The 22,468-nt window shown below is 70.2% G+C and carries 22 protein-coding genes; 4 read left to right on the top strand and 18 right to left on the bottom strand.

Features of this window, described 5'->3' with window-relative positions; all coding sequences use genetic code 11:
• Positions 1–57: 57 nt before the first annotated feature.
• The 6 genes from AB8M46_RS24510 to xerD all read right to left on the bottom strand — a co-directional run bounded on the left by AB8M46_RS24510 (position 58) and on the right by xerD (position 5,005).
• Entirely contained in the window at positions 58–810 is a 753-nt protein-coding gene (locus AB8M46_RS24510) for a pseudouridine synthase (protein WP_007035528.1), read from the bottom strand.
• Complete coding sequence (gene scpB, locus AB8M46_RS24515; RefSeq protein ID WP_394361715.1) at positions 800–1,468, bottom strand: SMC-Scp complex subunit ScpB; 669 nt, start codon at positions 1,466–1,468, stop codon at positions 800–802. The genes AB8M46_RS24510 and scpB overlap by 11 nt, the downstream gene beginning before the upstream one ends.
• Positions 1,465–2,400, bottom strand: coding sequence for a ScpA family protein (locus AB8M46_RS24520; RefSeq protein ID WP_037348138.1), 936 nt, complete (start codon positions 2,398–2,400; stop codon positions 1,465–1,467). The genes scpB and AB8M46_RS24520 overlap by 4 nt, the downstream gene beginning before the upstream one ends.
• Positions 2,400–2,825 (bottom strand): hypothetical protein, encoded by a 426-nt coding sequence (locus tag AB8M46_RS24525; protein ID WP_038511562.1) that lies wholly within the window; start codon positions 2,823–2,825, stop codon positions 2,400–2,402. The genes AB8M46_RS24520 and AB8M46_RS24525 overlap by 1 nt, the downstream gene beginning before the upstream one ends.
• Positions 2,822–3,847 carry a ParA family protein gene (locus tag AB8M46_RS24530; protein WP_037348134.1) on the bottom strand — a complete coding sequence of 342 codons (1,026 nt, stop codon included), beginning with the start codon at positions 3,845–3,847 and terminating at the stop codon, positions 2,822–2,824. The genes AB8M46_RS24525 and AB8M46_RS24530 overlap by 4 nt, the downstream gene beginning before the upstream one ends.
• 255 nt (positions 3,848–4,102) lie before the next feature.
• A complete protein-coding gene (gene xerD / locus AB8M46_RS24535; protein WP_037348132.1) occupies positions 4,103–5,005 on the bottom strand; it encodes a site-specific tyrosine recombinase XerD in 903 nt (300 codons plus the stop codon).
• 119 nt (positions 5,006–5,124) lie between these two features.
• On the opposite strand from xerD, the gene AB8M46_RS24540 reads away from it, so the two are divergent.
• The gene (locus AB8M46_RS24540) at positions 5,125–5,610 is read left to right on the top strand and encodes a DUF1707 domain-containing protein (RefSeq protein ID WP_037348130.1); all 486 of its coding nucleotides are present in this window, start codon (positions 5,125–5,127) and stop codon (positions 5,608–5,610) included.
• 80 nt (positions 5,611–5,690) lie between these two features.
• On the opposite strand, the gene AB8M46_RS24545 is transcribed toward AB8M46_RS24540, so the two are convergent.
• Positions 5,691–6,317, bottom strand: coding sequence for an NUDIX hydrolase (locus tag AB8M46_RS24545; protein WP_037348129.1), 627 nt, complete (start codon positions 6,315–6,317; stop codon positions 5,691–5,693).
• The gene (locus AB8M46_RS24550) at positions 6,314–8,014 is read right to left on the bottom strand and encodes a CTP synthase (RefSeq protein WP_081976085.1); all 1,701 of its coding nucleotides are present in this window, start codon (positions 8,012–8,014) and stop codon (positions 6,314–6,316) included. Before AB8M46_RS24550 ends, AB8M46_RS24545 begins: the two co-directional genes overlap by 4 nt.
• An 88-nt stretch (positions 8,015–8,102) precedes the next feature.
• Between AB8M46_RS24550 and aroA the strand changes: the two genes are divergently transcribed.
• Positions 8,103–9,389, top strand: coding sequence for a 3-phosphoshikimate 1-carboxyvinyltransferase (aroA, locus tag AB8M46_RS24555; RefSeq protein WP_037348127.1), 1,287 nt, complete (start codon positions 8,103–8,105; stop codon positions 9,387–9,389).
• Here the strand turns inward: aroA and AB8M46_RS24560 are convergent.
• Together AB8M46_RS24560 and AB8M46_RS24565 are read right to left on the bottom strand one after the other, a co-directional pair.
• Entirely contained in the window at positions 9,386–10,312 is a 927-nt protein-coding gene (locus AB8M46_RS24560) for an aminoglycoside phosphotransferase family protein (RefSeq protein WP_394361716.1), read from the bottom strand. The two genes, aroA and AB8M46_RS24560, sit on opposite strands and share 4 nt — an antisense overlap.
• A 24-nt stretch (positions 10,313–10,336) precedes the next feature.
• The gene (locus AB8M46_RS24565; protein WP_394361717.1) at positions 10,337–11,014 is read right to left on the bottom strand and encodes a GntR family transcriptional regulator; all 678 of its coding nucleotides are present in this window, start codon (positions 11,012–11,014) and stop codon (positions 10,337–10,339) included.
• Positions 11,015–11,161: 147 nt separating this feature from the next.
• Between AB8M46_RS24565 and AB8M46_RS24570 the strand changes: the two genes are divergently transcribed.
• A complete protein-coding gene (locus AB8M46_RS24570; RefSeq protein ID WP_394361718.1) occupies positions 11,162–12,604 on the top strand; it encodes an NCS1 family nucleobase:cation symporter-1 in 1,443 nt (480 codons plus the stop codon).
• Positions 12,604–13,314, top strand: coding sequence for an aspartate/glutamate racemase family protein (locus tag AB8M46_RS24575; protein WP_394361719.1), 711 nt, complete (start codon positions 12,604–12,606; stop codon positions 13,312–13,314). Before AB8M46_RS24570 ends, AB8M46_RS24575 begins: the two co-directional genes overlap by 1 nt.
• A 63-nt stretch (positions 13,315–13,377) precedes the next feature.
• Here AB8M46_RS24575 and AB8M46_RS24580 read toward each other — a convergent pair whose 3' ends face one another.
• From AB8M46_RS24580 to AB8M46_RS24615, 8 genes are all read right to left on the bottom strand, one after another.
• A complete protein-coding gene (locus tag AB8M46_RS24580; RefSeq protein WP_037348119.1) occupies positions 13,378–14,325 on the bottom strand; it encodes a copper transporter in 948 nt (315 codons plus the stop codon).
• Positions 14,322–15,506 (bottom strand): putative cytokinetic ring protein SteA, encoded by a 1,185-nt coding sequence (steA, locus tag AB8M46_RS24585; RefSeq protein WP_037348117.1) that lies wholly within the window; start codon positions 15,504–15,506, stop codon positions 14,322–14,324. The genes AB8M46_RS24580 and steA overlap by 4 nt, the downstream gene beginning before the upstream one ends.
• A gap of 103 nt (positions 15,507–15,609) precedes the next feature.
• Entirely contained in the window at positions 15,610–17,406 is a 1,797-nt protein-coding gene (recN, locus tag AB8M46_RS24590; protein ID WP_037348283.1) for a DNA repair protein RecN, read from the bottom strand.
• 104 nt (positions 17,407–17,510) lie between these two features.
• Entirely contained in the window at positions 17,511–18,422 is a 912-nt protein-coding gene (locus AB8M46_RS24595) for an NAD kinase (protein ID WP_037303235.1), read from the bottom strand.
• Positions 18,419–19,234 (bottom strand): TlyA family RNA methyltransferase, encoded by an 816-nt coding sequence (locus AB8M46_RS24600; protein WP_037348115.1) that lies wholly within the window; start codon positions 19,232–19,234, stop codon positions 18,419–18,421. The genes AB8M46_RS24595 and AB8M46_RS24600 overlap by 4 nt, the downstream gene beginning before the upstream one ends.
• A 4-nt stretch (positions 19,235–19,238) precedes the next feature.
• Positions 19,239–19,418 carry a hypothetical protein gene (locus AB8M46_RS24605; RefSeq protein ID WP_038511536.1) on the bottom strand — a complete coding sequence of 60 codons (180 nt, stop codon included), beginning with the start codon at positions 19,416–19,418 and terminating at the stop codon, positions 19,239–19,241.
• 76 nt (positions 19,419–19,494) lie between these two features.
• Positions 19,495–20,484 carry an HAD-IIA family hydrolase gene (locus AB8M46_RS24610; RefSeq protein ID WP_037348113.1) on the bottom strand — a complete coding sequence of 330 codons (990 nt, stop codon included), beginning with the start codon at positions 20,482–20,484 and terminating at the stop codon, positions 19,495–19,497.
• The gene (locus AB8M46_RS24615) at positions 20,477–22,312 is read right to left on the bottom strand and encodes a hypothetical protein (protein ID WP_394361720.1); all 1,836 of its coding nucleotides are present in this window, start codon (positions 22,310–22,312) and stop codon (positions 20,477–20,479) included. The genes AB8M46_RS24610 and AB8M46_RS24615 overlap by 8 nt, the downstream gene beginning before the upstream one ends.
• Between the last annotated feature and the right edge of the window lie 156 nt (positions 22,313–22,468).

Genomic DNA, 22,468 nt, shown 5'->3' on the forward strand with positions numbered 1-22,468 from the left:
AAAGCCCGTCAGAGAGAGCTAAACGCGATGATCACGCGTGCAGTAGAGCGGAAAGTCTTAGAGATCGACGGCGCGGTACAGCGAACCGACCTCGCCGCGGTTCAGCCGCCGGATCGAACCCGACCGCTGGGCGCCGAGCTGGACGTCGCCCAGCGCGGTCCGGACCAGTTTGCGCACCGGGTGCCCGGTGGCCGCCATCAGCCGCCGCACGATGTGCTTGCGTCCCTCGTGGATGACCAGCTCGATCTGGGTGCGCCCGGCCAGCATGTCCTTGACGCGGAACTGGTCGACCTTGACGATGCCGTCCGGCAGCTCGAAACCGGCGCGCAGTTCCTTGCCGAGTCCGCGCGGGACGATGCCCTCGACCTCGGCGAAGTAGGTCTTCAGCACGCGGAACGACGGGTGCATCAGCCGGTGCCCGAGGTCGCCGTCGTTCGTGAGGAGCAGCAGGCCTTCGGTGTTCTCGTCGAGCCTGCCGACGTGCACGATGCCGGGCGTCTCCTCGTACCGGCCGCGCAGGTAGTCGCCGACGCACGGACGGCCGCGGTCGTCGTTCATCGTGCTGTGCACGCCCTTGGGCTTGTTCAGCAGGAGGTACACGAGGTCCTCGCGGACCTGGACGCGGGTGCCGTCGACGTGGATCACGGAGTTGTCCGGATCGACCCGGCGGCCGAGTTCGGTGACCACCTTGCCGTCCACGCTCACGCGACCGCGCACGATCAGGTCCTCGGCCGCGCGCCGCGAGGCCACGCCCGCCTGCGAAAGGACCTTCTGCAGCCGAATGCCGTCGGGATGCGGGTCAGATGTCATCGATGGTGTCCACTTCGGGTAGCAACGGAGCGATGGGCGGAAGGTCGGCCAGGGACGACAGGCCCAGTCGCTCCAGGAACAGCTCGGTCGTCACGTACAGCGTGCCAGTGGTTTCGGGGTCGGTCCCCATCTCCTCGATCAGGCCGCGCGCCAGCAGCGTCCTGATCACCCCGTCCACGTTCACCCCTCGGACGGCGGCGACCCTGGCCCTGGTCACCGGCTGCCGATAGGCGATCACGGCGAGGCTCTCCAGTGCGGCTCGCGTCAGCTTGGAACGCTGGCCGTCGAGCAGAAGCTTCTCCACGAACGGGGCATAGACGTCCCTAGTGTAGAACCGCCACCCTTCGCCGACTCGGCGCAGGTCGATTCCGCTGGTCCGCTCGGTGAACTTCTGCGCCATCGTGCGCAGCGCCACGGTCACCCGCGACACCGGCTGCCCGACCGTCTCGGCGAGCGATTCCTCGCTGATCGGCGAGTCGACGACCAGGAGCAACGCCTCCAGCGCCGCTTCGAGCGCCTCGTCCGAGGTGACGTCGGGATAGTCGCCGTCGCCGGCCGCGACGAGACCTTCGTCGGCGGGCGGCTCCGCTTCGGCGGCAGGAGTCTCCGCCTGGGTGTCTTCGGTCGTCTCTGTCTCTTCGGTGTTCTCCGGGGTCACCCGTACTCCTCGTCCTCGACGGCGGCGCGGTCCTGCTCGGCCGCCACCGACGCCTCCTCCACGGACCCGCCGGTCCAGCGCACGTGCAGTTCGGCGAGCGCCTCCAGCTGCTCGAACTGGACCGAGGACTCCCGGTACAGCTCCAGCAGCGCGAGGAACCGCGCCACGATCTCGACGGTGTGCTCGCAGTCCTCGACCAGTTCGCCGAAGGTCGCTTCGCCTCGTTCCGCGAGCTTGAGCCGCAGCAGCGCGGCGTGCTCGCGCACCGAGACCCGGCCCATGTGGATATGCGCGATCGACACCGTCGGCGGCGGCTTCGGTTTGAAGACCGCGACCGCGATCTCGGAGAACTTCCCGACGTCGACGCCGAGCATCACCTCGGGCAGCAGCCCCATGAACCGGTCTTCGAGCGCGACCGAGCGCGGATACCGCCGCAGCGCGCCGGCCTCCAGCTCGCCGAACAGCGCCGCGACCTGCTTGTACGCCCGGTACTGCAGCACACGCGCGAACAGCAGGTCCCGTGCTTCGAGCAGGGCCAGGTCGTCTTCGCTCTCCACCTCGGCGGCGGGCAGCAGGCGCGCCGCCTTGAGGTCGAGCAGGGTCGCCGCGATGACCAGGAACTCGGTCGTCTCGTCGAGGTTCCACTCCGTGCCGAGCGCACGGGTGTAGGCGATGAAATCGTCCGTGACCCGGTGCAACGCGACTTCGGTGACGTCGAGCTGGTGCTGCGAGATCAGCTGGAGCAGCAGATCGAAGGGGCCCTCGAAGTTCTCCAGGTGCACCTTGAACTTGGACGTGCTCAGCTCTTCACTGGCCAGTCCTTCGGGGACCATCCCGCCGTGCACGGTCTCGTGCACGACGGGGGTCTCGTCTGCCTCTGTCCGCTCGACCGGCTCTGAGCCGCTGGGAGCAGCCGCGGCCGGGTCGTCCATCAGTTCTCGGTCTCTTTCCCGTCCTCGCTGCCCGCCCGCAGGCGTTGGACGAGGACCGAGTCCTCGCCCGCCGCGTCGAAGTCGGCCAGCAGCACGGCCACCGCCTCGCGGACCAGCCTGCCGCGATCGAGCACGAGACCGTGCTTCGCCCGGAGGTTCAGCCTGGCCTGCTCCATCGCCAGCAGTTCGTCGCCGGAGACGTAGACGGTGATCTTCGCGTCGTGCTTGGTCCGCCCGGAACCGCTGCGCGCGGCACGGGTCAGCTGATCCTTGTGCGCGTGCCCCGGCTCGGTCCCGGATCCGTTCCCGTTGCCGTTCCCCTTCGCGGGGGCGGGCTGTTCGGGCGCGGGCGGGAGATCGAGGGCGGGGCTGGAGGTGATCCTGAAGAGTTCGGACGCTCCGGGCAGGGAAGCTCGCCTGCTCACCGAGCGATCACCTCGCGTGCCAGCGCGCGATAAGCCGCCGCGCCCGCTGATTTGGGAGCCCAGGTCGTGATCGGCTCGCCCGCGACCGTCGTCTCGGGGAACCGCACGGTGCGGTTGATCACCGTGTCGAACACGGTGTCGCCGAATGCCTCCACCACTCTCGCCATGACCTCCTTCGAGTGCAGGGTTCTCGGGTCGTACATGGTGGCGAGAATCCCGGTGATGTCCAGTTTGGGGTTGAGGCGTTCCTGCACCTTCTCGATGGTGTCGATCAGGAGCGCTACGCCTCGCAGACTGAAGAACTCGCACTCCAGCGGGATGATCACACCGTCCGCGGCGGTCAGTGCGTTCACCGTCAGCAGGCCTAGCGAGGGCTGGCAGTCGACAAGAACATAGTCGTAGTCGTTCATGACCGGACGAAGGACCCGTAACAAAGTGTGTTCGCGTCCTACCTCTGCGACCAACTGGACCTCGGCCGCGGACAGGTCGATGTTGCTCGGCAGCAGGTCGACGCCGTCCACCCGGGTCTTCCGGATGACGTCGGTGATGCTGACCGAGCGCTCCATGATGACGTTGTAGACCGTCTGGTCCAGCTCGTGCGGCTGAATGCCGAGGCCGACCGAGAGCGCGCCCTGCGGGTCGAAGTCGACCAGCAGCACCCGGCGGCCGCATTCGGCCAGCGCCGCGCCGAGGTTGATGGTCGAGGTGGTCTTGCCGACGCCGCCCTTCTGGTTGCACATGGCCATCACCAGTGCGGGGCCGTGCCGGTCCAGCGGCGGCGGGTCGGGGATCTCGCGATACGGACGGCCGGTGGGCCCGATGCCGTCGTTGTCGCGTTCTTGCTGCTTGGCTTCTTTGGCTTCTTTGGCGCGCTTGGCCTTGCGGCCGCGGGAAGAGATCGTGTCCTCCGACGGTTCGTCGCCGTCGTGTTCGGCGGGGGTTGCGATGGTCACCTGGCTGAGGCTCGCGGCAGCCGAACCGGCGGACGCGGACGGCTTCGCCGGCTCGTTCGGTGTCGACATAACGCGAAAGCTCCTCTTCGGCAGGATCCTCGGCAGCCTATGCGCGATCCGGGAGTCGAGCCAACGAGGCACGCCGGGATCGACCGGGTCGTTTAGGCGCTGTCCTGCGACTCTTGTCCGCGGTCTTCGCGCCCAGGCGGCCCCTGACGGCACGAGCGGTTCACCCGAGTACGACCCGGTACGAGGGAGAACCGCCCGCACCGCCAGGAACCACCTGGATCACGAAGCCCATCGAACAGAGCCGCAGGACAGCGCCTAGCCGAGCGCGCGGGGATGTGCTGTCGCGTAAACCTCGCGGAGCGTGTTGACCGTGACCAGCGTGTACACCTGGGTGGTGGTCACGGAAGCGTGGCCGAGCAGTTCCTGCACGACGCGGACGTCGGCGCCGCCTTCGAGCAGATGCGTGGCGAAGGAATGGCGCAACGTGTGCGGCGAAACGCCCGCCGTGATCCCGGCGGATTCCGCGGTGTCCTTGAGAACCTGCCACGCGCTCTGCCGGGAAAGCCTGGAGCCGCGGGCGTTCAGGAACATCGCCGGCGTCCCCCGGCCGTGGGTGGCGAGGGCGGGCCGCGCGCGAACGAGATAGGCGTGCACCGCTTCCAGCGCGGGACGGCCGATCGGCACGATGCGCTGTTTGCCGCCCTTGCCGTCGAGCAGCACGGTCCGTTCGGCGTCGTCGATGTCGTCGACGTCGAGTCCGACGGCCTCGGAGATCCGCGCGCCGGTGGAGTAGAGCAGTTCCAGCAGCGCCCGGTCCCGCAGCGGCCGTTCGCCCTCGGGCGGTGGGGTTTCCAGCAGTTTCAGCACGTCGCCGACCGGCAGCGCCTTGGGCAGCCGTTTGGCCGCGGCGGGCGGCCGGACCTCGCGGGCCGGGTCGTTCTCGGTGATGCCGTCGGCGTGCGCGAACTTGTGCAGCCCCCGCACCGCGACCAGCGCGCGGGCCGCCGAGGACGCGGCCAACGGGCGATGCTCTTCGTCGCCCTCGCGCAGCGCCGCGCCGAACGAGGTGATGTGCGCGGAGGTGACGTCGGCGAAGCGCTCGACGTCCGCGTCGCCGAGGTACGCGGTGTACCGGCGCAGGTCACGGGAGTAGCTGTCGAGGGTGTTCCTCGCGGTTCCGCGCTCGACCACCAGATGGTCGAGGTACGCGGCGACCACCTGGGCGACTCCGCTACCGCCGGCCCGTGACACACGGACACTCTAGGACCACTCGCGACCCGATCGGGGGTTCGCCGCGCGTACCGCGCCGCGGGTGTGAAACGGGCTACCTTGGGAGCATGTCGCAGCAACCGGACCCGGAGGAGATGCGCGTCGGCACGGCCGAGCGCGAAGAGGCCGCGCGGCTGCTCGGCGACCATTACAGCCAGGGCAGGCTCACGCCGGACGAGTACGAGGGCCGCGTCCTCGCCGCGTACGAGGCCGTGACGCTCGGCGAGCTCCGGCCGCTGTTTCAGGACCTGCCCGCGCCGCACCCGACGTACCTGGCGCCGCGGTTCGACCCACCGCCGTTCGTCCCCGTGTATCAGCGGCCCGCCGCGGTCCTGCCGTACTCGCCGAAGTCGAAGATCGCCGCCGGGGTGCTGCAGATCGTGCTGCCGTTCGGGATCGGGCGGTTCTACACCGGCCACATCGGCCTCGCCCTCGGCCAGCTGGCGGTCGTGCTGGTCACCTGCGGCGTCGGGGTGGTCTGGCCGATGGTCGACGGGATCGTGCTGCTGGCGAACGGCGGCACGGACGCGCAGGGCCGCCGACTCCGCGACTGACCCCGGCTCCCGAATGCAATGAACGGTCCTTTCCTTGCAAAATTTGCAAGGAAAGGACCGTTCCTAGCGCGCGAAGGGACCTAGAGACCGCGCGAAGCGAACTTCGTCGGCCTGTCCTCCCAAGGAGCGTCCGAAGGCCGCGACGAAGCCGCCCCCGAAAGCACCGCGTGCGCGGCGAGCACGCCACCGACGGTCGCCCCGTTCACCAGCTCACCCGCCAGCGCCATCCGGACCGCCTCGGCGAGCGGGAACTTCCGCATGACGAGGTCGGCCTCCTCCTCGCCGAGCATCTCCCTGTCCACTTCGGACAGTTCACGGGCGAGGTAGACGCGGACGACCTCGTCGGTGAAGCCGGGCGACGCCGCGACGTCGACCAGGGTCTCCCAGCGCTCGGCGCTGAGCCCGACTTCTTCGACCAGTTCGCGTTTGGCCGCGCCGACGGGGTCCTCCCCCGCCTTGTCGATCAGCCCGGCGGGCAGTTCCCACAGCCGCCGCCCGATCGGGTGGCGGTACTGGTGGATCAGCGTCACCATGCCGTCCGCGTCCAGCGCGACGACGGCGACCGCGCCGAGGTGCTCGACGACCTCACGGCGGGCGGTGCCGCCGCCGGGCATCACGACCTCGTCGACCCGCAGCCCCACGACGCGTCCGATGTGGACGTCCCTTGTGGACGCGACGGTGAACTCGTGTTTGCCGGGCTCGGTCACCGGGCCACCGTCTGCGGGGCCTCGGGCAGCTCGACCGGCAGCCGCTCGGCGACCTTGCGGTCCACGACGGCCTTCACGAACGCGCTGAACAGCGGGTGCGGCCGGGTCGGACGGCTCTTGAGCTCCGGGTGCGCCTGGGTGCCGACGAAGAACGGGTGCTTGTCGGCGGGCAGCTCCACGAACTCGACCAGGTGGTCGTCGGGCGAGGTGCCCGAGAACACCAGACCGGCGTCGGAAAGGCGCTTGCGGTAGGCGTTGTTGACCTCGTAGCGGTGGCGGTGCCGCTCGGAGACCTCGGTGCTGCCGTACGCCTTCGCGACCTGCGACCCCGGCTTGAGCTTCGCGACGTAGGCGCCCAGACGCATCGTGCCGCCCATGTCGCGCTCACCCGCGACGACGTCGCGCTGGTCGGCCATCGTGGAGATGACCGGGTTCGGTCCGTCCTCGAACTCGGCCGAGTTCGCGTCCTTGATCCCGGCCAAGTTCCGCGCCGCGTCGATCACCATGCACTGCAGGCCGAGGCACAGGCCCAGCAGCGGCAGCCCGTGGGTGCGGGCGTAGGCGATGGCGCCGACCTTGCCCTCGATACCGCGGATGCCGAACCCACCCGGGATCAGCACACCGTCCACATCGGACAGCGCGGCCGCGGCACCGGCCGGGGTCTCGCAGGAGTCCGAGGGGACCCAGGCGATCTGGACCTTGGCGCGGTGGGCGAACCCGCCCGCGCGCAGCGCCTCGGTCACCGACAGGTACGCGTCCGGCAGGTCGATGTACTTGCCGACGACCGCGACCCGCACCGTCTCCGACGGGTTGTGCACGCGGTCGAGCAGGTCGCCCCACACGGTCCAGTCGACGTCGCGGAACGGCAGCCCGAGACGGCGCACCACGTAGGCGTCGAGCGCTTCACGGTGCAGCACCTTCGGGATGTCGTAGATCGACGGCGCGTCGGGGCAGGCGATGACGGCCTCGGTGTCGACGTCGCACATCAGGCCGATCTTGCGCTTGAGGTCCTCCGGCAGCTCGCGGTCGGCGCGGCAGACGAGCGCGTCGGGCTGGATACCGATGTTGCGCAGCGCGGCGACCGAGTGCTGGGTCGGCTTGGTCTTGAGCTCGCCCGACGGGGCGAGGTACGGGACCAGCGAGACGTGGAGGAAGAAGCACTGGTCGCGGCCGACGTCGTGGCGGACCTGACGGCAGGCCTCCAGGAACGGCAGCGACTCGATGTCGCCCACGGTGCCGCCGACCTCGGTGATCACGACGTCCGGGCTGTTCCCGTCCTCGTCGGCACCCGCCGCGGCGGTGATCCTCGCCTTGATCTCGTCGGTGATGTGCGGGATGACCTGCACGGTGTCGCCGAGGTACTCACCGCGGCGCTCCTTGGCGATGACCTCGGAGTACACCTGCCCGGTGGTGACGTTCGCCTTGCCGTCGAGAGCCCGGTCGAGAAAACGCTCGTAGTGCCCGATGTCCAGATCGGTTTCGGCGCCGTCGTCGGTGACGAACACCTCACCGTGCTGGAACGGGTTCATCGTGCCCGGATCGACGTTGAGGTACGGATCCAGCTTCTGCATCGTGACCCGGAGCCCACGTGCGGTAAGGAGCTGACCCAGGCTGGAAGCCGTGAGTCCCTTACCCAGAGAGGAGGCAACGCCTCCGGTGACAAAGACATACTTGGTAGCCCGCGACTGAAGTCCCACGGGCTTCCACCTTATCGCACGCCCGCCGTAGCGCTCATCGGCCACGCCGCAAGCGTCCGATGGAGTGGAAAACCGCTACCCTCGCGGCGTGACAGACGCGCACGACACCTGGACCGCACCGGTCGCGGAAGGCCCGCTCGACGCGGACATCCGCGTCCCCGGTTCGAAGTCGATCACCAACCGGGCCTACGTCCTCGCCGCGCTCGCCAGCGCGCCGACGCGGGTGCGGACCCCGCTCGACTCCCGGGACGCGCGCCTCATGCTCGGCGCCATCTACGCCCTCGGCGCCCACTCGCAGGGCAGCATCGGCGGCTACCTCGTGCACCCGCTCGGCCCCGGCCGCGTCCACCCCGACGAGACCGTCCGGGTGGAACTCGGCAACGCGGGCACGGTCGCCCGGTTCACCCCCGCGCTCGCCGCGCTGGGCACCGGCCCGGCGCTGTTCGACGGCGACGAGGCCATCCGCCGCCGTCCGATCGGGCCGCTGCTGAAGGCGCTGCGCGACCTCGGCGCCCGTATCGACGACGACCGCCGCGAGGCGCCGCCCTTCACCGTGCACGGCGAAGGCGGTCTGCGGGGCGGCCGGGTCGATCTGGACTCCTCGGCGTCGAGCCAGTTCCTGTCCGCGCTGCTGCTCGCCGGGCCGTCGTTCCAGCAGGGTGTCACCGTGCGCCTGGTGGGCGGCCAGGTGCCGAGCGAACCGCATATCGCGATGACGGTCGAGATGCTGCGCCGCTTCGGGGCCACCGTGGACCGTGAGGGCACCGAGTTCCACGTCGCGCCGACACGGCTCTCCTGCCCCGAGTACATCGTCGAGCCGGACCTCTCGACGGCGGCGCCGTTCGTCGCCGCCGCGATCGCGACCGGCGGCACGGTGCGGATCGCGGGCTGGCCGCAGCGGACGACCCAGCCCGGGGACTGGCTGCGGAGCCTGGCGCCCGTTCTGGGCGCCACCGCCGAGCTCGACGCGGGCGGCCTGACGGTCACCGGCGGCGGCACGATCCCCGGCGTCGAACTGGATCTGCACGACGTCGGCGAGCTGACGCCGGTGATCGCGGCGCTGCTGTGCCTCGCCGAAGGGCCGTCGGTCATCTCCGGGGTGGCGCATCTGCGCGGCCACGAGACCGACCGGCTGACCGCGCTCGCCACCGAACTGTCGTCGCTCGGCGCCGACGTGCGCGAGACCGAGGACGGCCTGCGGATCACGCCGGCGCCGCTGCACGGCGGGAAGTTCCACACCTACGACGATCACCGGCTGGTGATGGCGGCCGCGGTGCTCGGGCTGAAGGTCGAGGGCGTCGAGGTGGAGAATCCGGGGACGGTCGGGAAGACCTTCCCCGGATTCGCCGAGGCCTGGACCTCGATGCTCGGCTAACCCTCGAACGGCGAAGCGCGCCACAGATCGATCATCGGCTTCATTCCTTCCACGAGCATCGGCAGCTCGGGCGCCATCGAGAGGCACGCGACCATCTGCAGCCGTCCCGCGGCCTCGATCGTCTTCAGCACGGTTTCGTCGACCTCGCGCAGGCCCAGTTCCTCGGCGGCGGCGTTGTAGGCCGCGATGCCTTCGGGGCCGTTGAAGGCGAGATCGCGTTCGATCGGGCCGCGGTTGACCAGTTCGAAGTCGGAGTACAGCTCGCCTTCGGTGGTGACGATCAGGTTGTAGCCCGGCGCGTCACCGTGCACCGGCTGCACGGTGGCGTTCGGGAACGCCTTGGTGAAGGCCTCCTCCGACTCCAGCAGCGGCCGGAGGACCTCCCATTCGCGGCGGGCGCGGTCGAGGTCGCCCGCGTCGAGCAGGTCCGGCCTGCTTTCGAGCTGGGCGAGACCGTCGGGGATGAACGGGTCGAGGCCGTTCAGGAACGCCAGCTCGCCGGGGTAGTCGCGGAGCGTGGCGTGCAGCTTCGCGACGAGCTTGGCCGAGTACTCCACGGCGAGGTTCGCGTCCTCGACGAACTCGATCAGCTCCCAGAAGGTCATCGAGAAACCGTCGCGCTGAACCGGTTCCGCCGGTACCAGCGGGCTCGGCTTGACGACCGGAAGCCCCTTCTCGCCAAGCCAGGTGGCGACGGCGAGTTCGCGCCGCTGATCGGTCAGCTGTGTCTCCGGTGTCGTCGTGCGCGGCAGAACGGTCGGCACCCGCACGACGACCGGCGAAGGCGCCAGCCGCACGATGACGGAGAAAACGTCGTACAGGACCTCGGGTTCGGTGACGGTGATACCCAGGTCGCGTCCCGCGGAGACCGCGGCGGCCACCGCCCGCGCGGTGCGGGCGGCCCGTTGTTCGTCGGTGATCATGTCCGCGAGTCTGACATGTCCGTTTCAGCCCGCGGAGCGTTCTCCGTCGTCCTCGGGGAACAGCGTCTTCAACGTCACTTCGCGGTTGACCCGCACATGCTCGACGGCATGGGCCCGGGCGCGGTCGGCGTCACCCGAAGCGATCGCGTCGTAGAGGCGGCGGTGCTCGTCGAGCAGTTCGCCCCAATGCTCGTTCTGGCTGGTCAGCCAGCGCAGCCTGCCCTCGAGCGGACGGAGGATCTCGTGCAGCAGGCCGTTGCCCGCGAGAGCGACGATCTGGTCGTGGAAGCGGGTGTTGAGCTGGGTGATCCGGGCCGGGTCGCCGCTCTCGGTCGCGCGGGCGGCGTCGGTGAGCAGCCGTTCGAGCGCGCGAAGCTCGGCCTTGCCCGCCCGTTCGGCGGCCAGACCGGCTGCGAGCCCTTCGAGCGCCTCACGGACGTCGAAGAGCTCTTCGACGTCGGCTCTGGCCAGCTGGCGCACGACGATCCGGCGGGGCGACTGGACGGCGAGGAATCCTTCGGCCTCCAGGCTGCGGATGGCTTCGCGCACCGGCACGCGTGAGACGCCGAGATCCTCGGCGAGTTCGCGTTCGACCAGCCTGTCCCCCGGCTTCAGCCGTCCGGCGAGGATACGTTCACGCAGCTCGTCGCGGACCCGCTGCCGGGTCGCGGCCAGCGGCTGACGCTGTCCTTCCTCGGCCACCTGACCCCCTCTTCAACACCGCCGTAACAGCTCGTAACCCGAGTTTATCGGCAGAAACCTTGACGACGGGCCACCGCGGGGTGATATTTGGGATGCCAAATTTTGGGATACCAAATCGACCGGACTCCCCGTCGATCGGAGGCCCGCATGACCGCCGCCCCAGCAACCCGGTCCGAAGCGCCTACCACCGAGAACACCGATCCCCGGCTCTGGAACGAAGATCTCGCGCCGGCGAAAGAACGCCGCTGGAAGGTCTACGACATCTTCGCGCTGTGGATGTCGGACGTGCACAACCTCGGCAACTACACCTTCGCGGCGGGCCTGTTCGTCCTCGGGCTTTCGGCGTGGCAGGTGTTCACCGCCCTGCTGACCGGTTTCGTGCTCATCTACTTCGGCATGAACCTGATGGGCCGGATCGGTCAGAAGACGGGCGTCCCCTTCCCCGTCGTCGCCCGCATCAGCTTCGGGACCTTCGGCGCGAACCTGCCCGCGCTGATCCGCGCGATCATCGCGATCTTCTGGTACGGCATCCAGACCTATCTCGCTTCCGTGGCCATCACACTGCTCGTGCTCGCGATCGATCCGGGACTGAAACCGTTGACAGAGGTCGGTTTCCTCGGTCTGCACGCGCTCGGCTGGATCTGCTTCATCGCGCTGTGGCTCGCGCAGGCGCTCGTGCTCACCCGCGGCATGGAGGCCGTGCGCAAGTTCCAGGACTGGTGCGGTCCGGGTATCTGGGTGGTGATGATCGCGCTCGCCGTATGGGTGCTGGCCGCCGCCGACTGGAACATCTCGTTGACCAGCAATCCGAAGGCACTGTCCACAGGGGAGCAAGTACGGCAATGGTTCGGCGCCGTGGGCCTGATCCTGTCCATCTACGGCACCCTGATGCTCAACTTCTGCGACTTCTCCCGGTTCGCCCCGAACCAGAAAACGGTGCGGCGCGGCAACTTCTGGGGTCTGCCGATCAACTCGACGGCGTTCGCGCTGCTGTCCGTACTGGTCACGGCGGGCAGTCTCCAGGTGTTCGGTGAGGCCATCACCGACCCCGCCGAACTGCTGGCCCGCATCGACAACACGCCTGTGCTGATCATCGGCGCGCTGACCTTCGCGATCGCCACCATGGGCGTGAACATCGTCGCGAACTTCGTCTCCCCCGCCTACGACCTGGCCAACATCTGGCCGAAACGGATCACCTTCACCGTCGGCGGGATGATCAGCGCGGTCGCGGCGTTGTGCGTGCTGCCGTGGAAGCTGTACTCCTCGCCCGCGGTGGTCAACTACTTCCTCGGCGGCCTCGGGGCCTTCCTCGGCCCGCTGTTCGGCATCATGATCGTGGACTACTACCTGGTGAAACGCGGCCGGATCGACGTCGACAAACTGTTCGTGGCCGGACCCGATTCGCCGTACCACTACAAACGCGGGTTCAACCCGCGGGCGATGGTCACCTTCCTGCCCACGGCGGCGCTGTCCGCGATCATCGCGCTGGTGCCGTTCTTCGCCCCCGCCGCGCCGTACTCGTGGTTCATCGGCACCGCTTCCGCCGCGGCGCTCTATTTCGTGGTGTCACGCAAGCAGCGGGTCGCGTGATGCGGATCCTGGTCACCAACTGCAACACCACCGAGGCGATGACCAAGGAGATCGAGTCGGGCGCCCGCGCCGCCGCGAGTCCCGGCACCGAGATCCTGGCCAGAACACCGCTGTGGGGTCCGGAATCCGCCGAGGGCTGGCTGGACAGCTTCCTGAGCGCCGCGGCCGTCCTCGACCTTCTCAACGGGCTGGACGAGCCCTTCGACGCGCTCGTGATGGCCGGTTTCGGCGAGCACGGACGGGAAGGCGCCAGGGAACTGCTCGACGTCCCGGTCGTCGACATCACCGAGGCCGCCGCGCATCTGGCCTGTCTGCTGGGAAGACGCTACGGCGTCGTGACCACATTGGACCGGACGTGCGGGCTCATCGAGGACAGCCTGCACGCCGCGGGCGTCGCGCAGAACTGTGTCGGCGTCCTCGGTGCGGGGCTCGGCGTCCTCGAACTGACCGACGAGCGCCGGACGGAATCGGCCCTGCTGACCGCCGGACGGCGCGCCAGGGACGCGGGCGCGGAGGTCCTCGTCCTCGGCTGCGCCGGGATGACCGGCCTCGATCGCCGTATCTCGGCGATGCTGGACATCCCGGTGATCGACGGCGTCGCCGCCGCCGTCCGCCTCGCCGAATCCCTTGTGGCCCTGAACCTCAAGACCAGCCGGGCCGGTTCCTACGCCCGCCCACTCCCGAAAACCCGCCTCTGGCCCCGCATTTAGTCCTCTGGATGCGGTCCTTGCACACGCAAGTACCGCATCCAGAGGACTAAATGCGGAAGGGGGTCAGTTGCCGGCGGCGGCGATCCCGGGGGCGGGGGCCTGGGCGTTGCCCGCGATGCCGTAGCGCCCGGCGCCGCCTTCGAGCTGCTCCCGCAGCGCCATGATCGTGGTGACCCGGCCCGCCGCGGTCTCCGCGTTGTCCACAGTGGACAGGATGGACGTCGACGAGGTGTCGGCGCGGACGACGCCGATCGCGCCGGTGCCGTCGGCGGATCCCGCGTCGCCCGCCAGGACGGTGCCCGCACCGGAACGGTCGAGCTGCGCGGCGAACCGCGCGACGGTCGAGGCACGGTCACCGGCGCCGTCGCCGGTGTACTTGGAACCGGTGAGCACGATCGCGAGCTGCGCGGGCTTCACGTCCCCGCCGGTCTTGAGGAAACCGCCGTCGGTGAGCCCGCCGAGCGCGGCCGCCAGCTCCACCGGGGTGGACTGCGGCTGCGCGTTGTCCTTGTTCAGCAACGCCACGGAGCCGATCAGCGCGCCCGCGAGGGTGCCCGGGTCGCCCGCGGTCGGGAACTGGACACCGGCCGGCTGCAGACGCGACACGACGTCACGCAGCTGATCCGACCGCATCGGGTCGGAGAACGCCTCGGTCAGCTGGATCTCACCGGTGACCGAGGCACCGGCCTGACCGACGAGCTGCTTGAGCGCGTCGCGGTCCGCGGGCTTCGCGTCCTCGGTGGTCACCAGCACCACCGAACGCTTGTCCAACTGACCCGCGACGACCTTCGGCCCCATCGCACCGGCGAACGCGTCCGCGTCGCCGAGCCTGGCGTTGAGCGAATTGCGCTGTGCCTCCAGATCCGCGACCTGGGAACCCAGATCCTCCTTCTGGCTGGCGAGACCCGAAAGCAGGGAACCGTTCAGCGCCGTCGACCCGAGCACCACGCCGATGGCGAGCGCCAGGAAGCAGGCGGCGATGGAAACGATGTGGTACCGCAGTGAAATCACGTGAAGAGTCCCTTGCCCCAGGCGATGAACGAGTTCCAGGTGTCGCGGATCCAGTCGAGGTACACCGAACCCACGTCGGACACCAGCAGCGCGGCCGCGACGGCCACCAAGGTCGCGACGACCAGCAGGACGATGGCGCCGATGGACACCCGGCTGCGGTGCAGGGTCGCGACCGCCTTGCCGTCGACCAGTTTCGTGCCGAGCTTGAGCCTGGTGAGGAACGTCGACGGGTTCGACCCGGACCGGCCGTGGTCGAGGAATTCCCGCAGTGTCGCCTGGAATCCGACGGTGACCACCAGGCTCGCCTCGTGCGCGTCGGCCAGCAGCAGCGCCAGATCCTCGGCGTTGCCCGTCGCGGGGAAGGTGACCGCGCCGATCCCGAGGTCCTGGATGCGCTCGACCCCCGGCGCGTGCCCGTCCGGCTGCGCCGGGACCACGACCTCGCCACCGCTGCGCAACGTCTCGGCGCCGATGCCGTGCGGGTCGCCGACGATGACGTCCGGCTGATAACCCTGCGCGCGCAAGGTGTCCGCCCCGGCGTCGACCCCGATCAGCACCGGCCGGTGTTCGGAGATGTACTTCTTCAGCTTCTTGAGGTCTTCGGCGTGCCCGTTGCCGCCCGCGACCACCAAGGCGTGCCGATCCCGCAGCGGGACACGGATCTCCGGGACGCCGACGCCGTCGAGGATGAGACTGCGTTCCCGGCGGAGGAATTCGATCGTGTTCGCGGAGAACGCCTCGAGCTGAGTGGACATCCCGGCCTTGGCCTCGATCATCTGGTCCGCGACGCTTTCCCGCGTCTGCTGGACACCCGAGCCGAGCTGCCGCTCTCCGATGTAGACGACGCCCTCGTGCAGGCGGAGTTTCGTGCCGTCCTTGACCTTGCGCAGCAGTTCGCCGCCGACCGAATCGACCAGCGGGATCCCGGCTTCGAGCAGGATCTCCGGGCCCAGGTTGGGGAACCGGCCGGAGATCGACGGCGAAGCGTTCACCACCGCCGCGACTTCGGCCTCCACCAAGGCATCGGCCGTCGACCGGTCGAGGTCGAGCTGGTCGAGGACGACGATGTCGCCAGGGCTCAGCCGGCGGAGCAGCTCACGCGTACGCCTGTCGACCCTGGCGACGCCGGTGATCCCGGGGAGGGTCTCTTGGTTACGCGAGAGCAAGCCGGTGAGCTTCATGCGACCGATAGTGACAAATCCGCGCGGGCTTCCGTGTCCGCCACGCCGATGGAAACACGCCGATTAACCCACACCGGATCGGGCTACCCGGTCGCGACAGGCACTACTTCGCCTTCTTCCGCTTCCCGCCGCGACGGGCTTTGGGCTTGTCCGGCGCGCTCTTGTCGGCCTCGGCGACGGCGAGCAGTTCTTCCGCGTGCGCCCGGCCGGTTTCGGTGCTCTCCATCCCGGCGAGCATGCGCGCGAGCTCGACGACGCGCTCCGACTGTTCGAGCACGCGCACCCCGCTGCGGGTCACCCCGCCGCTGGTCCCCTTGTCCACCACCAGATGCTGATCGGCGAACGCGGCCACCTGCGGCAGGTGCGTGACCACCAGGACCTGGTGACTGCGCGCCAGCCGCGCGAGCCGCCTGCCGATCTCGACCGCCGCGCGGCCGCCGACACCGGCGTCGACCTCGTCGAACACCAGTGTCTGCACGGTGTCCGCGTGGGCGAGGACGACCTCGATCGCCAGCATCACGCGGGAAAGCTCACCGCCGGAAGCGGCCTTGTGCACCGGGAGCGGCGGGGCACCGTTGTGCGCCCGCAGCAGCAACTCGACGTCGTCGACGCCGTCGGGCCCGGCGTGCACGAGCCTGCCGCCGACCTTCACGGCGTGCGCGTCGCTCTCGTCGACGGTGCGCCGCTCGACGGTGATCTCGATCTCGGCCTGTCCCATGGCGAGCCCGGACATCTCGGCGGTGATCGCCTCGGCGAGCTCGGCGGCGGCCTCGACCCGCGCCTCCGACAGCGTGAGGGCGTGTTCGGCCAGCGTGACGGCGAGTTCGTCGCGGCGCTTGGCCAGTTCGGCCAGCGCCTCCTCGGAGGTGTCCATCGTGGACATCCGGCGACGGGCGTCGTCGGCCCAGGCGAGCACACCGTCCACGTCCGCCGCGTATTTGCGGGTGAGCCGCTTCAGATCGGCCTGGCGCGCCAGCACCTTCTCCAGCAACGCGGGATCGGCGTCGAGCGTTTCGAGATAGCTGCCCAGCTCGGCGCCCACTTCGGACAACAGCACCGAGGCCTCGTCCAGCCGGGGACCGAGCTCACGCAGGACGGCGTCCTCGGAACCGGTCAGGTGGCGGCTCGCCTCACCGATCAGCCCGACCGCGCCGGGCGCGTCCGGGTCGCCGTCGGGCGAACCCGAGACGGCGGCCTGCGCGGCACTCGCCGCGGACCGCAGTTCGTCGACCGCGGCGAGCCGCTTGATCTGCTCGGTGAGCTCGGTGTCCTCGCCGGGTTCCGGCGCGACGGCGTCGATCTCGGCGAGCCCGTGGCGCAACAGGTCGGCCTGCTGGGCCATCTCGCGGGAGCGGGTGGAGCGCTCGGTCAGTTCGGCGACGACGGCGAGCCATTCGTCCCGGACCGCGCGGTACTGCTCGAGCGGCTCGGTGACGGCCTCACCTGCGAACCGGTCGATCACCGCGCGCTGCTCGGCGGGCCGCAGCAGCCGCAGCTGATCGTTCTGCCCGTGGACGGCGATCAGCTGCTCGGACAGGTCGGCCAGCACACCGACCGGCACCGAACGGCCGCCGAGGTGGGCACGGGACCGGCCGTCGACCGAGACCGCGCGCAGCGCGATGACGCTGCCGTCCTCGTCGACCTCCGCCCCGGCGTCGGTGACGATCCGGGTGGCGCCCTCGGCACCGCCCAGCTCGAATCGGCCTTCCACGAAGGCCTTCAGCATTCCCGTCCGCACCTTGGACACTTCGGCTCGGCCGCCGGAGAGCAGGTGCAACCCGCTGACGACCATCGTCTTGCCCGCACCCGTCTCACCGGTGACCACGGTGAAGCCCGCGTGCAGTTCCAGCAGGGCGTCCTCGATGACTCCGAGGCCCTGGATGCGCATCTCGGCCAGCACGACGCCCACCGTAGCGGCCCACCCCGACCATTCCCGCACCCGGCACGTCATGAAAGGGCCGTTCAAGACAGAAATTGTCCTGAACGGCCCTTTCATGACATCCGTCAGCGGGCGTGTCGCTCCCGCCAGCCCTTGATCGGCAACGAGAACTTGTGCACCAGCCGGTCGGTGAACGGGCCTTCCCACAACCGGATCAACCGCACCGGCACCCGGCCGCAGGTGACCCGCACGGCCGCGCCGGCGGGAAGATCGAAGGTCCGCGATCCGTCGCAGGTCAGGACCGCGGGCGAACCGTCGGGATCGATGGCGACGGTGATCTCCGAGTCCCGCGAGACGACCAGCGGCCGCGAGAACATCGCGTGCGCGTTGCTCGGGACCACCAGCAGGGCCTGGACGTCCGGCCAGATGATCGGCCCGCCCGCGGAGAACGCGTACGCCGTCGAGCCGGTCGGAGTGGCGCACAGGACGCCGTCGCAGCCGAAGGAGGACACGGGCCTTCCGTCGACCTCGATGAGCGCGTCCAGCACCCGCTCACGCGAGCTCTTCTCGACGCTGGCCTCGTTGAGCGCCCACGTGTTGACGGTCTCTTCACCGTCGACGGTGACGACGACGTCGACGGTCATCCGCTCTTCGACCTGGTAGTCGCCGTCGACCGCCCGCTGGACGGTGTCGGCGAGCTTGTCCGAATCGGCCTCGGCCAGGAAACCGACGCGGCCGAGGTTCACGCCGAGCACCGGGACGCCGTTCGGCCTGGCCAGTTCCGCGGCCCGCAGCAGCGTGCCGTCCCCGCCGAGCACGAACACCAGCTCGGTGCCGGCGGCCGGATCCTGTTCCGGCGCCATGACCGTGCAGGGCGCGCCGATCCCGCCGTCCGCCTCCAGCATCTCGCGGACGTCCTCGTCGAGTACCCGCAGCCGCACACCGGCCTTGGCGAACCGGGCCGACACCTCGCGTGCCGCGTCCCGGGTCGCGTCCCGGTCCGGGTGCACGACGAGCAGCACCTCGCGATCGCTCATTGGGGTCCCTCCAGGACTGCGGTCCGGACGAGCCGCTCGGCGTCGGTGCCGGCGGTCTCCCCCGCCCCGCGGGTAAGCCAGACGAAGTATTCGACGTTCCCCGACGGCCCGGGAAGCGGGCTCGCGACGACGCCGCGCAGGCTCAGGTCCAGCTTCTCGGCCTCGGCGAGCACGCCGAGCACGGATTCGGCCCGCAGCTCCGGGTCACGGACGACGCCGCCGCTGCCGAGCCGGTCCTTGCCGACCTCGAACTGCGGTTTCACCATCGGCACCAGGTCCGCGCCGTCCCGCGCGCAGGCGGCCAGCGCGGGCAACACGAGTTTGAGTGAGATGAACGAGAGGTCCCCGACCACGAGGTCGACCTGCCCGCCGAGGTCCTCCGGGGTCAGGTTGCGGACGTTCGTCTTGTCGAGGACGACCACGCGGTCGTCGGTGCGCAGCCGCCAGTCCAGCAGGCCGCGGCCGACGTCGGCCGCGATCACCGTGGCGGCGCCGTTGCGCAGCAGGACGTCGGTGAAGCCACCGGTCGACGCGCCCGCGTCGAGGCAGCGCTTTCCTTCGGTGGAAAGACCTTGCGGGGTGAAGGCTTCGAGCGCGCCGAGCAGTTTGTGCGCGCCGCGGGAGGCCCAGCCGGGGTCGTCGTTGTCGCGCACCACGATCGGCGCGCCGGACTCGACCCCGGTCGCGGGTTTGGTGGCCACCATCCCGCGCACGGTGACCTTGCCCTCGGCGATCAGCGCCGACGCCTGCTCCCGGGACCGGGCGAGACCCCGCCGGACGAGCTCCGCGTCCAGGCGGGCGCGTTTGGGCACGCGGTCAGACCTTGTCGATGGTGGACAGCGCCACCGTCAGCTCGGTGTGCACGGCCTCGAAACGGTCGACGTGCTCCGAAAGCGGAAGCGCCGCGAGGTCGTCGAGACCCGCCACGGCTTCGTCGATCCCGGCCCGGGGATCCGTGTCCTGCTGCGCGAACTGGTCCGGCGGCGGTCCCGGCACCGGCGGCGGGCCGGGAACCGGGGGTCGCGGAACGGGGTGGAAGTGGTCTTGCACCCCACCAAGTTAGCAGCGCTGGTCAGCCGAGGCGCAGCTCGCCGAGCGCGGCGCGGGCGGTGTCGCCCACACCACGGACCTCGGTGATCCCCGACTCCCAGGCCGCCGCGCACAGCGCGCGCAACAGGTCGAGGGAGTCGCCTTCACCATCGGCTTCGAGCACGTCACCCTGTGCGGTGACACGCCAGCCGTCCTTGGGCCCGATCTCGAGCAGTTCCGCCCGGCTGCTCAGCCCGGACAGGTCCGCCGCGAGGTAGCGCGGACGCTCCTCGGGCCTCGCCGCGATCAGGGACGCCGCGTCGGCGACGCCGGTCAGGACGCAGAGCGCGTCGATCCCGGCCGCGACCGCGCCCTCGATGTCCGTGTCCAGCCGGTCGCCAACGACGAGGGCACGTTCCGCGCCCGCGTCCCGTGCCGCCGTCGTGAACAGTCCCGGTGCCGGTTTGCCCGCCACCAGCGGTTCGGCGCCGGTGGCATGGCGCAACGCGGCCACCATCGACCCGTTGCCCGGCAGCAGACCGCGTTCGCTCGGCAGGGTCGCGTCGACGTTGGTCGCCACCCAGAGCGCGCCCGCGCGGATGGCGAGGCACGCCTCCGCGAGAGCGGCCCAAGTGTTCTCCGGGGAATGCCCCTGGACCACGGCGGCCACGTCCGGACCGGCTTCCCGGACCGTCTCGAAGCCGACGGACTCGACCTGGGCGGCCAGCGAGTCCGTGCCCACGACGAGGACCACCGCACCCTGAGGCAGTCGCTCACCCAGCAGGGCGGCGGCGGCCTGAGAGCTCGTGTGGACCTCTTCGGGAGTGGCGGGCAGTCCGAGTGCCTCCAGGTGCGCGGAGACCTCCGCGGGCGCCTTGGAGGCGTTGTTGGTCACCCACCGGACGGCCGTGCCGTGGTCCCGGAGCGCCCGAAGCGCTTCCGGCGCGCCCGGGACCACCTTGCTGCCGTGGTAGACCGTGCCGTCGAGGTCGAACAGGACCGCGTCGTACCCAGCCGACAGGGCGTCAGCCATTCGTGAGCTCCGCGGCGCGCTCGGCGGCGTCGGTCTCGTCCTCCTCGTCGGCCTCCGCCGCGTTCAGGAACCAGCGGATCGCCTCGTCCTTGCGGTCGGCCGCGGCGAGGTTGTCGGCGTAGGCGTAGAACAGCCGGGCGCTCCACGGGTCGCGCTTCTCCGCCTTGAGGTCGTCGCTCTGCAGGGAGACGACGGCCGCGTCCAGCTGACCGAGGTCGCGCCGGGCACCCGCGGCGACGATCGCGAGCTCGATCTGGGTCGCCTTGGACAGACGCTCCTTGTCGACCTCCTTCGCGAGGTCGAGCGCCCGCTCCGGGCGGCCGATGGCGCGCTCGGCGTCGGCGATGATCGCGATGTGGTCGTCGGTCCGGGTCATCCGGCGGACGGCCCGCAGCTCCGACAGCGCCTCGGACCAGTTGCCCGCGTGGTAGGCGACCAGGCCGAGCGCCTCACGGACGATCGGGACCCGCGACGCCTTGGCCTTCGCGTACTTGGCGTGCTCCATGGCGGCTTCGGGGTCTTCGTCGACGAGGCCGCCGGCGGCGACCAGGTGCTTGCCGACGGTTTCCGCGAGCGCCTTGGGCAGAGTGCGGAGCTCCCGGCGGACGTCTTCGTCGAGATCGGAGAACTCGATGCCCTCGGGCAGTTCCGGAGCCTCGAGCAGCTCACGCGCCAAGGTCTCGTCGTCGACCGGCCTGTCGTCGGTGCGCGGCGAGGAGCGGAAGTCCTTGCGGCCCTCGGAACGGTCACGCTGGGGACGGTCGCCGCGCCGGTCGTCGTACCGCTTCTCCGGACGGTCGCCGGAAGGGCGACGGTCTCCGCGGTTGTCGCGGTCGCCGTAGGACTTGCGCTCGTAGCCACCACCGCTGGGACGACGGTCGCCCGAGGACGAGCCCGAGCCGCGCCGGTCGCCGTTGTACCCGCCGGAACGGGCACCGCCGCGATCGTCACGGTCGCGGTAGGACGGACGCCGGTCGTCGCCGCCACGATTGTCGCGGTTGCCACGGCTGTCGCGGTCGCCGTAGGACTTGCCCTGGGGGCGTCCTTCGTAGCGGTTGCCGGAGGGGCGGTCGTCGGACCGGCCGCGGTTGTCCGAGCCGTAGCCGGAACGGGCCGGGCGGCTGTCGGAGCGCTTCTCGTAGCGGCCCTCGGAACGGTTGTCCGAGCGGCTGTCCGAACGGTTGTCGTAGCGACGCTCGGGACGGCTGTCGGACGAGCGGTACCCGCCGCGGTCGCCACCCCGGTTGTCGGACCGGTAGCCGCCGCGATCGTCGCCGCCCCGGTTGTCCGAGCGGTACCCGCCGCGGTCGCTGCCGCCCCGGTACCCACCACGGTCGCCGCCGCGGTTGTCCCGGCTGTCGCGGTTGTCCCGGCTGTCGGATCGGTAGCCACCGCGGTCACTGCCACCACGGCTGTCCGAGCGGTAGCCGCCACGGTTGTCACCGCCGCGGTAGCCGCCACGGTTGTCCCGGCCACCCGACCGGTCGTCACGACGGTCGCCGCCACCGGGGCCACGACGGTCGTCGTTGTTGTAGCGCGAGCGGTTGTCGTCGCGGCCCTGGCCGCCGAACCGGCCGCCGGAGCGCTGGTCGCGGGAGCCGTCGCCGCTGCGCGCGGGGTAGCTGCCGGAACCGCGGGCACCGCGGTCGTCACGACGAGGGCGGCCCTGGTAGCCGCCGTCGCGGCCGCCCCGGTCCTGCCTGCCGCCGGCGGAACCGCGCCGGTCACCTCGCTGCGCGTCAGACCGGCCTCCGCGGGGACTGTCGTCCCGGCGACCCGACCGGCCGGACGCGCCATCATCTGAGTCACGTCGACCGAACTCGGACACCTGGCCTCCTGCCACTATTGAAAAGTTTCGACATACGCCCACCACGAGGCGGGCCAACGGACCATTCTAGTCCGTGCCTGGACATGAAAAGAGACAGGGCCCTGACCGGGGAGAACCTGTTGGGGTTCTCGACCCTGGTCAGGACCCTGTCCTGAA

It is taken from the genome of Amycolatopsis sp. SB7-3 (genome assembly GCF_041021335.1).
GTDB lineage: Bacteria > Actinomycetota > Actinomycetes > Mycobacteriales > Pseudonocardiaceae > Amycolatopsis > Amycolatopsis japonica.